General features: G+C 48.9%; 10 protein-coding genes and 2 tRNA genes. All 12 read right to left on the reverse strand.

Translation table 11 applies throughout. The features are described 5' to 3' along the window. Positions 1–257 precede the first annotated feature (257 nt). Positions 258–331, reverse strand: a tRNA-Ile gene (locus tag J7E78_RS17450). A gap of 56 nt (positions 332–387) precedes the next feature. After that, positions 388–461 (reverse strand) — tRNA-Met (locus tag J7E78_RS17455). A 71-nt stretch (positions 462–532) separates the two neighbouring features. Beyond that, positions 533–724 carry a hypothetical protein gene (locus J7E78_RS17460; RefSeq protein ID WP_047843730.1) on the reverse strand — a complete coding sequence of 64 codons (192 nt, stop codon included), beginning with the start codon at positions 722–724 and terminating at the stop codon, positions 533–535. Between the two features lie 107 nt (positions 725–831). Beyond that, a complete protein-coding gene (locus J7E78_RS17465; protein WP_215077491.1) occupies positions 832–2,283 on the reverse strand; it encodes an ABC transporter substrate-binding protein in 1,452 nt (483 codons plus the stop codon). Between the two features lie 20 nt (positions 2,284–2,303). Then, the gene (locus J7E78_RS17470; RefSeq protein ID WP_036614799.1) at positions 2,304–3,167 is read right to left on the reverse strand and encodes an ABC transporter ATP-binding protein; all 864 of its coding nucleotides are present in this window, start codon (positions 3,165–3,167) and stop codon (positions 2,304–2,306) included. Between the two features lie 2 nt (positions 3,168–3,169). Then, on the reverse strand, positions 3,170–6,088 hold the full coding sequence (locus J7E78_RS17475) for an ABC transporter permease (protein WP_215077492.1): 2,919 nt from the start codon (positions 6,086–6,088) through the stop codon (positions 3,170–3,172). Next, the gene (locus J7E78_RS17480) at positions 6,088–7,200 is read right to left on the reverse strand and encodes an efflux RND transporter periplasmic adaptor subunit (RefSeq protein WP_215077493.1); all 1,113 of its coding nucleotides are present in this window, start codon (positions 7,198–7,200) and stop codon (positions 6,088–6,090) included. Before J7E78_RS17480 ends, J7E78_RS17475 begins: the two co-directional genes overlap by 1 nt. Then, complete coding sequence (locus J7E78_RS17485) at positions 7,163–8,110, reverse strand: ABC transporter ATP-binding protein (protein WP_215077494.1); 948 nt, start codon at positions 8,108–8,110, stop codon at positions 7,163–7,165. Before J7E78_RS17485 ends, J7E78_RS17480 begins: the two co-directional genes overlap by 38 nt. 273 nt (positions 8,111–8,383) lie before the next feature. After that, positions 8,384–9,025 carry an orotate phosphoribosyltransferase gene (pyrE, locus tag J7E78_RS17490; protein ID WP_215077495.1) on the reverse strand — a complete coding sequence of 214 codons (642 nt, stop codon included), beginning with the start codon at positions 9,023–9,025 and terminating at the stop codon, positions 8,384–8,386. Then, entirely contained in the window at positions 9,022–9,762 is a 741-nt protein-coding gene (gene pyrF / locus J7E78_RS17495; RefSeq protein WP_285229453.1) for an orotidine-5'-phosphate decarboxylase, read from the reverse strand. Before pyrF ends, pyrE begins: the two co-directional genes overlap by 4 nt. A 99-nt stretch (positions 9,763–9,861) precedes the next feature. Beyond that, the gene (gene carB, locus J7E78_RS17500; RefSeq protein ID WP_215077496.1) at positions 9,862–13,080 is read right to left on the reverse strand and encodes a carbamoyl-phosphate synthase large subunit; all 3,219 of its coding nucleotides are present in this window, start codon (positions 13,078–13,080) and stop codon (positions 9,862–9,864) included. Between the two features lies 1 nt (position 13,081). Further along, positions 13,082–14,224, reverse strand: coding sequence for a glutamine-hydrolyzing carbamoyl-phosphate synthase small subunit (gene carA / locus J7E78_RS17505; protein WP_215077497.1), 1,143 nt, complete (start codon positions 14,222–14,224; stop codon positions 13,082–13,084). Positions 14,225–14,486: the final 262 nt, after the last annotated feature.

Genomic DNA, 14,486 nt, shown 5'->3' on the forward strand with positions numbered 1-14,486 from the left:
CCTTTGTGCTAAAAACAAGGCTAGTTTTAACCATGCGGAAGGATTCACTTCATGTTACGGCCTGTGGATTTGCTCGCACTTCGTGTTGAAGTTACTTTGTCACGGGGCTTCAACCTTAGGATTTCTCCACCAGCTGCCCGTCAGCTACGAGGCGACTTGGCTCTTACCTCGACCGGACTTTCACCGGCTAGTTGTGTCTAGCTTGGCTAGGCGCGCAAGCAGAAAAAACCCCTTGCATAGCAAGGGGTTTAAGAGTATGGGCCCTACAGGACTCGAACCTGTGACCAATCGGTTATGAGCCGACCGCTCTAACCAACTGAGCTAAGGGCCCTGAACAAAAATGTATAACGTGCAGATGATGGCTGTAAATCATCCAGTAAAACTAAATTGCGGGGGCAGGATTTGAACCTGCGGCCTTCGGGTTATGAGCCCGACGAGCTACCGGGCTGCTCCACCCCGCGTCAGTAAGAAATATTAAAACAGCGACTTAATTAATATACACCATTCTATCCTAATAAGTCAAGGGGTAATGTCAGGGAATAAAACGCACACCATAACGACCTTTACGTGAACGATAAACTTCGACTTCTGCCGGTTCATTGTGACCGTAGATCCACCCGTCCTGCTCCATTCGTTTGGCCAAACATCCTGCCTGAAATTTGGTTGCATACAACTTGCTGAAATATACCCAGTGCATACCGCTCGTCCTTTCCGGAGTCGTCATTTATTCCTGCTTTTTGTAGAATACCCCATTTTCATAAAAATAGCCGGCTAAAGATTAAAATCTTCAGCGGCTATCCATAACTTATGATATGACTACTTCATCCAATCTCATTGAAACGTAGCTTTAGGATCCTTTTTCAATTTTTCCAGCATCTCGTTTCCTTTAGCTGCCCACTCACCAAGCGCTTCTTTTGGTGTCTTTTTGTTCTCTAGTACTTGGTTGAAATATTCCATACCTTTTTCATTTACTTGCCATAAGCCTGGGGATTTTTGATACATTTTATCCAGATTGGTATTTGTTGGCGGAACCGGCTTCAGCGCATAGAATGCTTGAATGTTATAATCCAGGCCATCTTTGGGCTTAATAAAGCTCTTTCTTGATACCATCTCATAGCTGCTACGTGCCTTGATCTTGGCCCAATCTTCACTGTTCATGTACTTGATCAGTTCCCATGCATCATCCGGGTTCTGAGCCGAACTGTTAATTGCCATAAGGTTGCTCAGGTAGATACTACCTCCAATCTCAGGAGCTTCCGGGTGAACTGGAGGTGTCACCACCTCCCAATCCACTTTCGTAAAGTCTTTCATTTTATCCGCATTTTTATTGGCATCAATTAATTGATTAATATAGCTGTAATCACCAATAACCATGGCTGCCTTGCCGCTCAGGAACAGGTCACCCTGTACTGGATCATAACGTCCACTTGGATCCTGATCCTGTGGTTCGTCGCCTTTAGGGATCACTTTGTCAATGGCAAGTTTGCTGATGGTGCTCCACACTTTCTCCCATTGAGGAGAATCCACTGTCATCTTCTCCGCTTTATCATCAAACGTTTTCAGTTGCAAAGAGCTATAGTACTGTTGCATGGAGTGGTAAGGCGAACCACCCTGATATGTGGTGAAGGAGAAGCCAAATACGTGATCTTTACCCTCGCCTTTTATAAGTCGGGTACCCAGATTAAAAATATCGTCCCATGTCATGTTATCCGTTGGCGGTTCCACGCCTGCTTTTTCAAATATGCCCTTGTTATAGAACAGAGCCGAGGAGGAAAACGTTGGTGTCAATGCATAGATGCTCTGATCCCCAAGGTCCTTAATTCCCTCCAGTACACTAGGCACGATATCACTGGTATCAAACTTATCTTCCTGCATCAGTGGGTCCAACTGTTTCACCAGATTCTCCTGAATTAATGATTTCACTGTAGCGGTATCGGCCACGATAACGTCAACCGGGTTATCCCCAGTCATAATCTTCTTCAGACTCTCCATCGTATCCGGGACTTCCGGCTGTTCTTCCGTGTTACCATACCCATACATACTGCTCTGATCAACAGCAGCTACAATCTCGATTGTTACATTGGGATGTGTCAGTTCAAAAGCATCGGTAAATTGCTGACGGAAGTAACTGTCATCCTGTCCTCCCCACAATGTAGCCACACGTAATACACGCTGCTCCGTATCCTTGGCCTCACTTGCCGTACAGCCGGCAATCAGCGGCAGTGCTAGCGTTGCAGTAGCGATGACAGCCAGCACACGTTTTCCCCACATACTATTCTTCATTTCCCAGTTCCCCCTCTTAATTATCTTGGCGGTGTAATGACAATACGTTCACCGTCAAATTCCAATGTAGCCCGGTTATCAATGGATAAGGCCTCAAGATACTCTTTTGGCACCTGAAGTCGTCCTGCACGGTCAATAATGACAAATGCTTCATGGATGTCTGGCATACCCGCCTCGGACAAGTTATGCTCATCATCCAGATTCGGGTTGCGCTTCACAAACTCGGTACTGGTCAAGCCGTCCCGAATCGCAACGATCCGGTCCACCTTGCCAGCAAGCGTCAAGTCATGGGTAACGATGACAATCGTAACGCCGAGTTCCTTGTTCATTCTTCGGAAAATGCCCATGATTGTATCACATGTCTCGGAATCGACCGAACCGGTAGGTTCATCTGCAAGCAGAATTTTGGGACGATTGGATAATGAGATCGCAATCGCTACCCGTTGTTGCTCTCCTCCTGACAATTGATGCAATTTGTTATGCATCCGATCCTTAAGGCCTACCCATTCGAGCAACTGTTTCGCGTAAGCACGATCACGCTTGCCTCCCAGAATCATGGGAGTCTCCACATTTTCCAGTGCAGTGAGATAAGGCAGCAAGTTACGACCGTTATTTTGCCAGATAAAACCTACCGTATGACGTTTGTATTCGACCAATTGGGCATCTGTCATCTTGAGCAAATCCCAGTCTCCCACAACCGCGGTACCAGCCGTAGGGCGATCAAGTCCGCCCAGAATGTTCAGCAACGTGGATTTACCGCTACCGCTATTACCGATGATCGCCATCATTTCACCTTGATTAACAGTCAGGTTGAGACCCTGAAGGGCAACGACTTCCACATCGCTGGATTTAAAAATTTTGACAAGTCCTTCGCATTGGATCACGTTTACCTCTCCTCTCCCATTTTGACCGCCTGGTGAACCCGCAGCCTGCGAATCTGCCAGAGCAACATCGTTGCACCAATGACCAGCATCACTACGGTGACCCCATACAGTTGCAACATATCTTGCTGTTCAAACACAATCCGGAACGGAGGTACCTGAGCAGATACATTATCCGTCGTTTGCAGGAATGGCAGGAATAAACGACTGGATACCTGACCAATCCCAATACCTAGCAGGATCGATAGCCCCGCTGTGAATACCTGCTCCAGCAGCAGCATACCGCTCAATTGTGCCCGGGATAACCCCATGGCTCGTAATACACCAAACTGCACAACACGCCCGGATAAATTGAAGAACCAGTACAGCACGTATCCGATCAACGAGATAATAACCGATACCAGGAATCCAAGGCTCAGTATCCCGAATACGCCACCTCTTGACGGGTGTTTACCCTGTGATACCAATTCAGTGCGGACGTCACGCACAGAAGATAACTCAATTCCCTCTGCTGCAAGTTTCTCCATTAATGGAGTCACTTTGGCATCCGGTTCCATTTTCAGCCACACCTCATAAGGAATCAAAGGCACCTGATCATAGATATAATCCAGATTGGCAACGAAGAATGGCATCTGATCCGGATATTGGGCTGGCCAGTAAGGAATGATCCCGAACACGACGAATTCAATCGCCTGTCCCTGTACACCCATGGAGACGAGATCTCCCGTTTTGAGTTTGAACTTGTCAGCAAATTTGGAAGAGATCAATACAGCCCCTTCATATTTACCAAGCAAGTCAAGGTACTTGTAGGGATGTGCCGGGAACAGATCGTTGCGGAACCACGCCACTTGAGCAAAGTCCACATTATCAATTCCGACCAGCATCCCCTGCCCGCCCGATTTACCAGAGACGATAATATTGCCTTTGGTCTGCAGCACTCGTGCTGCATGTTCAACACCATCCAGGCTGCGGAAAACTTCAAAAGGAGGCTCGGAGTAAATCACTTTGCTTGGCTGCGAAGAACCGCCGCCTCCCGAGGCTCCGCCGCCATTTCCACCACCAGATGCGCCGCCACCTCCAGAACCTCCAGCACCGCCTCCTCCACCTTGCTGTCCACCACCTGAACCGCCGCCTTGTCCAGAACCAGTCGGCTTGATCTCAGGTGTTCCCTCCCATACCGTTTGCATAATTACATCAGAACCATAACGGTACAAGGTGCGCTCAGTGGAATTCAGATCAATCGTCCGAGCCGCAGCCGAGTTGTACACCCCAAGTCCCAGTGTCAATACAAGAAGGATCATCAACGGATAATAAGAAGATGATGAACGTGATAACTGCGTTAATGTCAGATACAGCGGGACCGGGAGAAACTTGCGACCGATCAACTGGATGAGCTTCAATATCCACGGAAACAAGCGCAGGAAGAATAGTCCAAGCGCAAAGATCGCGAGTGCGGGTACAAAAAACAGAAACGGCTGTACCTGCAACTGATCGGTTGTCATTCCGGTCTGGAAGGTCAGCATCTGACGTTCATAGAACAGGTAGTATCCATATCCAGCCAGACCCAGCAACACAACATCCAGGAACCAGCGTTGCCATACTGGAGCGCGGTCTGTTCGCGCTTGCCGCCGTTTGGCAGATACAATGGTTGCCCGTGCATAGGTTATTGCAGGGATAAGTGATGCGATGATCGCAACAAGCACCGCTGCTACGCCCAAGAGGATGGCTTCTTTGGATACGCCAATCGGAATGGACTTCCGATCTACGAACGAGAGAAAGCCACTTGCTGAACCGATACTCTTGGCCATAAACCAACCGAGAAACGGTCCAATAATCAACGCAATAACGCCCAGGAATATACCTTCAAGCAGGTAAAGAGAGAAGATCTGCCGAGCTGAAGCTCCACGGCTGCGCAATACCGCAATATCACTCTCTTGCTTCTGTAATGACTGTCTGGCGTTCATTGCAATAAAATAAAAGACCATCGCAATCATCGGTGCTGCCAAGGTAAACAACATGGTCTGCAATTGCAGACTCTGACTGCGGAACTGCTTGAGCAGATCACCGAAAGTAATGTCCACTTTTGTATCTTTCAGCCGCTGATACAGATCGATATCCAGCCTTTCCAGCATGGACGTGAGACCTGATAGCTGACTGGTTTGAATGTCTTTCAGGTCAAAGGCATAATACCAGCGTGAATTCTGAAGTGGAATGCCTTTTTCCTTCAGTAAAACATCATTAAAGACCGATTCATCCACATAGAGTCCATTCATCATGCCGTCAAATCCCTGTACCCAGTAAGGGCTGTTTGGATCATCTGCCTTGAAGGACCCCGTAATCTTCACACGTAACGTAATATCAAGGCCGCTATACACCGGATATTCCAGAATATCGCCGATATGCAGATCGTTACGATACATGCCCTCTTCCAACATGACTGCCTCGATAATATCGTCCTTAACCTGGTTGCCAGGTTTCACCCCGGCAGAGTAATTCACCTGTGCATCCAGCCCACTCATCGTACCCAGACTCATACTGCGCGCCCTGCTGGCATCCACTTTGGTTGGATCTTCCGGGCTCACCTCTGTGCTGCGAATAGATCTGGAATTCACATACGTATGAAAAGGAAACCCGATGTCGCGAGGAACATCCTCACGAATATAACGATCGACTTCATCCAGACCCCGTGTGTCTGTCTTGACTCCACCGGGTGCCTGATAACTCATAAGCAATGAACCGGCTGGCAATCCTTCACTGTTATCCTGCAGCGTTTGCGCGACGACCCGTTTCAACGCACCATCGGCATACATTGGAATACTGACGGTGAACGCTACCGCCACAATCAATCCGATCAGTGTGCTGAAGGTCATCCAGCGCGTGTTCCACATTTTGCGGAACAGCAGCCGAAGCAATGGCAGCCCCATTAGCGTCCCACTACTTTCTGGCCTACGGTCAGACCTTTCAGAATCTCGACATCTGTCGACGTCTGCTGTCCAACTTCAACGTCCACTTCACGCTTGCTGCCATCACTCTCCACCACTTGTACGTACGTTCTTGAACCGATGGAGCGTAAAGCGGATACAGGAATCACAATCGCGTTCTCGGTACGCTGCGTTACAATCGAGACTGATAGTGGTGTGCCACGTTCGACGCCTTTTGGCATTTTTGCAAGTGTAACGATAACATACTTATCCAGCGTTTCCTTGGTTGGAGGCGTAGCGCCTTCACCCGTCCCTTCGCCACTTCCGCTTCCCGATGCTTCCGCGGTAGGCATAACTTTAATTTTGCCAGCGACTTTACCGGCACCATTAATGTCCACTTCTGCCTTCATCCCGGCTGAGAACTTCTCCAGATCTTCCTTGGCAAAGGTTGCAGCCACAACCAGATTCGATGTATCCGCAATTGTAGCAATCGGATCATACGCTTTCACGGCTGCGCCCTTCTCAACCTGCACAGCAATTACGGTGCCACCGAACGGAGCTGTCAACGTGGCTTTACCCAGTTGTTCCTCCAGATCGGCCAGTTCCTGGCGCAGTTCCTCAAACGCAATCGTTGCTTCTTCGAACTCCACCGGGTCCATCTCATCCTTCTTGCGGAGTGTTTCTTTCATTTGAACTTCGGATTTGCGAATAGCCAGTTTCTTGCCACGAATCTCCTTCTCCACACTCTCCACATCGAGCACCGCGAGAAGCTGACCCTTTTTCACTTTATCCCCCGGTTTAACATTCAGCTCTTTGACATGCATGCCATCAAGCGTGAAGTACACTTTCTCTTCCCGCTGACTCATCATCTTGCCGCTGCCACTTACTTTTTTCTCCAACGTTTCCGTCCGGACTTCATACTCCGGTTTCTTGGAGATCGTTGGTGGTGTAATAGGCGGAAGCACTTCTTCCTCTGTTTCTGACGGCAGCAATGAGCAGCCGGACATCGTTGCAACCATTATCGCACCAAGTACAATAAGTGCTGCGCGTTTCCCCCTCTTCGGAGCGGCCCCTTTACTACTTGATAAATCTGCCGTCCGCCATTTCATAAACATGGTCCGCAACCTCCAAAATTGTAGGATCGTGTGTAGTCATACATATCGTTACTTGTTCTACTTCAATAATATTGCGGAATACGGCCATGACCTGAGCGCCCATCTTGGAATCCAGTTCCGCTGTAGGTTCATCCGCAAGCAACAATCTGGGTCTATGGGCAATCGCCTTGGCTATAGCCACCCGCTGTTGCTCTCCCCCGGACATCTCGAAAGGACGGTGCTTCACCCGTTTGGACAGTCCAACCAGATCCAGACAATGGTCAACCCTGTCCTTCCACTCCGCTCGCGGTACATCCGCCATGCGCAGCGACAGTTCTACATTTTCCCAAGCAGATAATAAGGGCATGAGTGCATACGCCTGAAAAATAAAACCGATCTCCTTGCGCCGCAAAGCGGTCCGCCGTCGGTCTCCCCAATCCTGAAGAGGCTGGCCGGAGAACAGAATGTCTCCACTTGAAGGCTGGTCCAGTCCACCGAGCATATTCAGCAGTGTAGTTTTGCCTGAGCCCGATCGCCCCTTCAGCATGACCAGTTGTTGCGGATTCACTTCCATATCAATGCCTTTGAGCACATGGATGATACGACTGCCTGTCTGGAAACTGCGATGCACGTTACGCACCTCCAGTACAGGTCCATCATATGGAGGCAGCAACTCCTTCTTTGGTTTGATCTTCTTCTGGGGTTCATCAACGGTAGTGACAGCAGCTGCAGCCACTTCATCCGAACCAATTCCACTTTCAGATAAAGATGCTTCACTTGTCGGGTGCGCTGGCTCACCTATGTATGTATTTCCCCCCGACTCCGTCGATGCCTCCAACGGTGTTTCCCCCTGTTGATGTTCATCGCCTGACTGGCTCTTGGCAGGTCTTTTTCTGAGAAATAAATTCTTCATGCCAGCAATCACGCTCATCCTTTCTTGAAATCCCGATCATTTTCTTCAAAAAACCTAAAATTAGAAATCTGTTCCATCCTACACTGAATTATAAACGACCGATCCCAACTAAAAGTTACAAGCTTTTTACAACGGTAGAGCGAAAAAGTTAATATTTTGATGAACAAACGAAAAAAGCACCCCAATGTATGGGATGCCTCTTGCATATTCGATGGTTTTGCCGCTATGACGGCAATCATTACAATTTTGATACCGTTTAACATTGAACACATATTGCATCATGCAATGATATTATTTACCAAATGAAGAAGGATCTTCACGCCAGGATTTGAGCAATTCAAAATCACTCTCCTGAATCGTTCCCTGAGCCAAAGCCACATCCATCAGAGCCGTATAATTGGACAACGTCTGAAGTGGAATTCCAGCATCTTCGAATGCTTTAACACCTTTATCCAGCTGGTAGCTGAAGATGGCAAGTACGGCGAGCGGTGTTGCACCTGCTACGCGTACGGCTTCGGCTGCTTTGATCGAACTGCCACCTGTAGAGATCAGATCTTCGATGACAACCACTTTCTGTCCTTCGGTAATCAGACCTTCGATCAGGTTCTCTTTGCCGTGTCCTTTCGCTTTATCACGAATGTAGGCCATCGGCAGATCCAGTTTCTGAGCCACCCAGGCAGCATGCGGGATACCTGCGGTTGCTGTACCTGCAATGACATCTGCATCCGGGTATTGGTTACGAATAATCGTTGCAAAGGCTTCAGCAATATCGTTACGAATCTCGGGGTAGGACATCGTTAAGCGGTTATCGCAGTATATGGGTGATTTGATACCGGATGTCCATGTAAATGGCTGCTGCGGACGCAACGCCACGGCTTTAATTTTCAACAGTTGGGAAGCAATATGATTCGGGATCTCATTTAGTTCGATCATGCGTTCAACATCTCCTTCAAAATGGTTTCTGCCGCTTCACGCGGATTGGGAGCGCCTGTAATGGGTCTGCCTACAACAATGTAATGGCTTCCTCTGGCGATGGCTTCACCCGGCGTCAAGACGCGTGTCTGATCTCCCAGACCACTACCCGCTGGACGAATTCCTGGTGTAACGGTGTGAAAAGCACTGCCACACGCTGCCCGAATGGCGGGCACTTCCAGTGGAGAAGCAACAACTCCATCCAGTCCGGCCTCTTGGGCCAGTCCTGCATAACGAACCACAGCAGCTTCCACGCTTCCCGGAATGCCAATCTCGTTATTCATCGTTTCCAGACTTGTACTGGTCAGTTGGGTGACTGCAATGATCTCGGGTCTGTGTAAGGAAGGGTCAGCAGCAATCGCCGCCTCAGCCCCTTCACGTGCAGCACGCATCATGATGGTTCCGCCCGCTGCGTGCACATTGAACATGTCTACCCCAAGACGCGTGATACTCTCAGCACCGCCACGAACGGTGTTGGGAATATCATGCATTTTCACATCCAGAAAAACGGAGTACCCTTTGGATTTAAGCTCCCGAATAAAGTCCGGTCCTGCTGCGTAGAACAGCTGCATACCCACCTTCAGATAACAGGGAATGCCCTGAAGAGCTTGTACCAATGCTTTTGCTTCTTCCGCTCCAGGATAATCCAGTGCCACCATCAGACGGCCAGCCATTTCATTGAAACTCGCTTGATTCATCACCAGCGCTCCCCTCACTTGCTCATTTTTCCATTTTTGCCCGATATAAAGGACATCCCGCCAGCCCGCAGGCTGACTGATGTCCTTCATCAGTACTTTTTATTTTATAAAAGCAGGCATGGCCTCCGAAGAGAAGTTGATCGTTTGCAGCATGATCAGCAGCGCACGAATCGTATCCAGTGAAGTCATACATACAATGCCGTTCTCTACTGCTTCACGACGGATACGGAATCCATCACGCTGTGGTGTTTTGCCTTTGGTCAGTGTGTTGAAGACAAAGTTTGCTTCGCCGCTGCGAATCATATCCAGAATGTTCGGCGAACCTTCACTTAATTTGTTCACAGTCGTTACCGGAATGTTCGCTGCTTCAAGCGCAGCTGCTGTTCCGCCGGTAGCCATGATTTTGTAACCCAGTCTGTAGAAACCTTCGAGCAAAGGAACCGCTTCGTCCTTGTCTTTGTCTGCTACAGTGACAACAATCGCTCCAGTTGCCGGAATTTTCATTCCTGCGCCGATGAGACCTTTGAACAACGCTTTAGCGTAATTCGGGTCACGACCCATAACCTCACCTGTGGATTTCATCTCAGGTCCAAGGGTTGGTTCAACACGACGCAGCTTCGCGAAGGAGAAGACCGGAACTTTGACAGATACATGGTCCGACTCAGGCCACAGCCCGTCAACATAACCAAGATCTTTCAGTTTCACACCCAGAATGGCTTGTGTTGCCAAGTTCGCCATTGGAATGTTGGTTACTTTGCTCAGGAATGGTACGGTACGGGATGAACGCGGGTTCACCTCGATAATGTATACTTGGCCATCATGGATAACAAACTGAATGTTAACCAGCCCGACCGTTTTCAGTTCTTTCGCAATTTTGATTGTAATCTCTACAATTTTCTCTTTCAGATCCTGGGACAGGTGTTGAGGCGGGTATACCGCGATGGAATCACCGGAGTGAACCCCTGCGCGCTCGATATGCTCCATGATCCCCGGAATCAATACCGTTTCACCATCACAGATGGCGTCAACCTCAACCTCTTTACCCATCATATAACGGTCGATCAGAACCGGATGCTCCGGATTGATTTTAACCGCCTGCTCCATATACGTGAGCAATTCTACATCCGAGTATACGATCTCCATGGCACGACCACCAAGTACGTAGGAAGGACGGACCAACACAGGGTAACCCAGACTTTGAGCTGTTTCTACCGCATCATCGATCGAAATGACCGTTTTACCTTTTGGCTGTGCAATCTCCAGACGGGAGAGCAGACGCTCGAACTTCTTGCGGTCCTCCGCCTCATCGATGCTTTCCAGGTCCGTTCCGAGAATGGTTACACCTGCATTACGCAGTGGTGCTGCCAGGTTGATGGCCGTTTGACCACCGAACTGTACGATAACCCCTACTGGTTTCTCCTGTTCAATCACATTCATGACATCTTCGAAGAAGAGCGGTTCAAAGTACAGACGATCGGATGTATTAAAGTCCGTAGACACCGTCTCCGGGTTATTATTGATAATGACTGCTTCATATCCTGCTTTTTGCAATGCCCATACTGCGTGTACAGTAGAATAGTCAAACTCAATCCCTTGACCGATCCGGATTGGTCCTGAACCCAGCACCACAACTTTTTTCTTGTCTGAAGGGATCACTTCATTCTCTGTCTCGTAAGTTGAGTAGTAATATGGCGTTGTTGCTTCGAACTCAGCTGCACATGTATCTACCATTTTGTACACTGGGCGCAGGTTCTCTGCTTCCCGACGAGTTCTAACTTCCGCTTCAGTTGTTAATGTGCCTCCTGGTTGACCTTGCGCACGCAGTTCAGCAATGGCACGGTCTGTGAATCCAAGGCGTTTCGCTTGATACAGAATGTCAGAAGACAATTCGGATTCTTCGCGAATGCGATCTTCGAATGCGATCAGACCTTCGATTTTGTCCAGGAACCACCAGTCAATCTTGGTCAGATCCTGTAGCTGTTGCAACGTATAACCTCTGCGGAATGCTTCGGCAATCAGGAAGATACGCTCATCATCTGCTTTGATCAGACGCTCGTTCAGGGTAGCTTCATCCAACGTTTCGGCATCCTTCAGGTAGAGGCGATGAACGCCAATTTCCAGGGAACGAACGGCTTTGTGAATCGACTCTTCGAATGTCCGTCCAATAGCCATTACTTCGCCTGTTGCTTTCATCTGAGTTCCCAGTTTACGGTTCGCCGAGATGAACTTGTCGAACGGCCAGCGTGGGATTTTGCTCACGATATAATCCAGCGTAGGCTCGAAGCAAGCATACGTTTGGCCTGTTACCGGGTTCACGATTTCATCCAACGTGTAACCCATAGCAATTTTGGCAGCCATTTTTGCAATTGGATAACCCGTTGCTTTGGAAGCCAGAGCTGATGAACGGCTAACCCGTGGATTGACTTCGATAACATAGTACTGGAAGCTGTGTGGGTCCAGTGCAAACTGTACGTTACATCCACCCTCAATGTTCAGGGCACGGATGATTTTCAGGGAAGCTGAACGCAGCATTTGATATTCACGGTCCGACAGGGTTTGGCTTGGTGCTACGACGATACTGTCGCCTGTATGAACACCTACCGGGTCAAAGTTTTCCATGTTGCAGACAACGATACAGTTATCGTTTTTGTCCCGCATAACCTCATACTCGACTTCTTTCATGCCTGCTATGCTCTTCTCGACCAGACATTGCCCAATTGGGCTGTAACGAATTCCCGCTACCACAGTCTCGCGCAGCTCTTCTTCGTTCGCACAGATTCCGCCGCCTGTTCCACCCAGCGTATAGGCTGGGCGCACGATGATTGGATAACCAATCTCATTTGCAAATTCAAGTGATTCTTCAAGTGTCGTTACGATTACACTCTCCGGTACAGGTTGCTCCAGTTCACGCATCAGATCACGGAACAGATCACGGTCTTCTGCTTTCTCGATGGAGGTCAGCTGTGTGCCGAGCAATTTCACATTTTCACGTTCCAGAACTCCCGCACGCGCCAGTTCCACAGCCATGTTCAGACCTGTCTGACCACCCAGTGTTGGCAGCAAGCCGTCTGGACGCTCCTGACGAATGATTTGGGTTACAAAATCCAGTGTGATTGGCTCGATGTAGACTTTGTCAGCCATGTTTGTATCCGTCATAATCGTCGCCGGGTTGCTGTTAATGAGTACAACTTCCACGCCTTCTTCTTTCAGTGCCTGGCAAGCTTGTGTACCGGCATAGTCGAACTCGGCCGCTTGACCGATGACGATTGGACCGGAACCAATCACCAGAATTTTTTTGAGATCTTTGTTAATCGGCATGTTATTGTGCTCCTTTCACTGCGGCTGCCAATACGGCTTGACGCGGCTTTTGCGGGTTGGTGATTTTGTGCTCTCGAATCATCTCGATGAAGCGGTCGAACAGATAACTGCTGTCGTAAGGACCCGGGGCTGCTTCAGGGTGATACTGAACCGAGAATGCCGGGAATGATTTATGTTTCAGACCTTCAATGGTCTTATCGTTATTGTTGATATGCGTAACTTCCAGATCGGTACTCTTCACAGACTCTTCGTTTACGGTAAATCCATGGTTCTGGGATGTGATGAAGCAACGTCCGCTCTCCAGTTCTTTCACCGGGTGATTTCCTCCGCGATGTCCAAACTTGAGTTTTTCGGTGTCTGCTCCTGCCGCAAGTGCGAACAACTGGTGACCCAGGCAGATGCCGAAGATCGGGTATTCGCCAAGCAGTTCACTGATCATGTTAACTGCGTGAGGTACGTCTTTCGGGTCCCCAGGGCCGTTGGACAGTTGAATGCCGTCCGGGTTCAGGCGACGAATCTCGTCTGCTGTTACATCGTGTGGAACAACAACAACGTCACAGTTACGTTTGCTGAGTTCGCGCAAGATTCCTGTTTTGGCACCATAATCCACGAGCACAATACGCTCAGCCGTTCCCGGGCTGTTGTATACATGCTCCGTAGAAGTCAATGGCACCTGGTTACGCAGCTCGGCGATAGTGGTGTCTCCCATCATCTCCAGCAGTTCTTCCACAGGCTTCGATCCTGTTGTGAGAATTCCCTTCATTGTGCCGTGGTGACGAATCCGGCGAGTCAACATGCGTGTATCAATTTCGCTGATTCCTACGATGCCGTATTCCTTGAGCAGATTGTCTACGCTATACTCCGCACGCCAGTTGCTTGGCGTTGGCTCATGACGACGCACAACGAAACCGTGTACGTATGGACGAATCGACTCAAAGTCATCACGCGTAATGCCGTAGTTTCCGATCAGCGGATACGTCATGGTTACGATTTGACCGCAATAGGAAGGATCCGAAAGCACCTCTTGATAGCCTGTAATTCCCGTATTAAAAACGACCTCACCTGTCGTTTCACCTTCAGCACCGAATGCTTTCCCGGTGAACAGTGTGCCGTCTTCCAACAATAATCTTGCCTGTGCCTGCATCCCATTTCACTCCTCTGTGTTTATCAACGTTGAATATTTTGAGTTGAACATGGTAGACGTTACGTTTGGTGCGGCTCCGTGGTCAGAAAACCTTTGATCGCTGTTATCCCCGGATTACTTTGATCCCATTCTTCAAATGGAGTAATCCGGTGATAAAGGCGACCGCTTTGCTTCTTCGGGTTCTTTCTGCCCACTCCGCAGTTACGTTGGTGTCCATGTTCAAAAGCATTATTCAACTTTTCTTTGTTTTGTATATTGGACT

Source organism: Paenibacillus polymyxa (assembly GCF_018614975.1).
GTDB lineage: Bacteria > Bacillota > Bacilli > Paenibacillales > Paenibacillaceae > Paenibacillus > Paenibacillus polymyxa_E.

What these genes read in the sequence shown, in the direction of transcription:
- J7E78_RS17460 (WP_047843730.1), bottom strand. Translation starts at nt 724, where the DNA reads ATGACGACTCCGGAAAGGACGAGCGGTATGCACTGGGTATATTTCAGC.
- J7E78_RS17465 (WP_215077491.1), bottom strand. Translation starts at nt 2,283, where the DNA reads ATGAAGAATAGTATGTGGGGAAAACGTGTGCTGGCTGTCATCGCTACT.
- J7E78_RS17475 (WP_215077492.1), bottom strand. Translation starts at nt 6,088, where the DNA reads ATGGGGCTGCCATTGCTTCGGCTGCTGTTCCGCAAAATGTGGAACACG.
- J7E78_RS17480 (WP_215077493.1), bottom strand. Translation starts at nt 7,200, where the DNA reads ATGTTTATGAAATGGCGGACGGCAGATTTATCAAGTAGTAAAGGGGCC.
- J7E78_RS17485 (WP_215077494.1), bottom strand. Translation starts at nt 8,110, where the DNA reads ATGAGCGTGATTGCTGGCATGAAGAATTTATTTCTCAGAAAAAGACCT.
- pyrE (WP_215077495.1), bottom strand. Translation starts at nt 9,025, where the DNA reads ATGATCGAACTAAATGAGATCCCGAATCATATTGCTTCCCAACTGTTG.
- pyrF (WP_285229453.1), bottom strand. Translation starts at nt 9,762, where the DNA reads ATGAATCAAGCGAGTTTCAATGAAATGGCTGGCCGTCTGATGGTGGCA.
- carB (WP_215077496.1), bottom strand. Translation starts at nt 13,080, where the DNA reads ATGCCGATTAACAAAGATCTCAAAAAAATTCTGGTGATTGGTTCCGGT.
- carA (WP_215077497.1), bottom strand. Translation starts at nt 14,224, where the DNA reads ATGCAGGCACAGGCAAGATTATTGTTGGAAGACGGCACACTGTTCACC.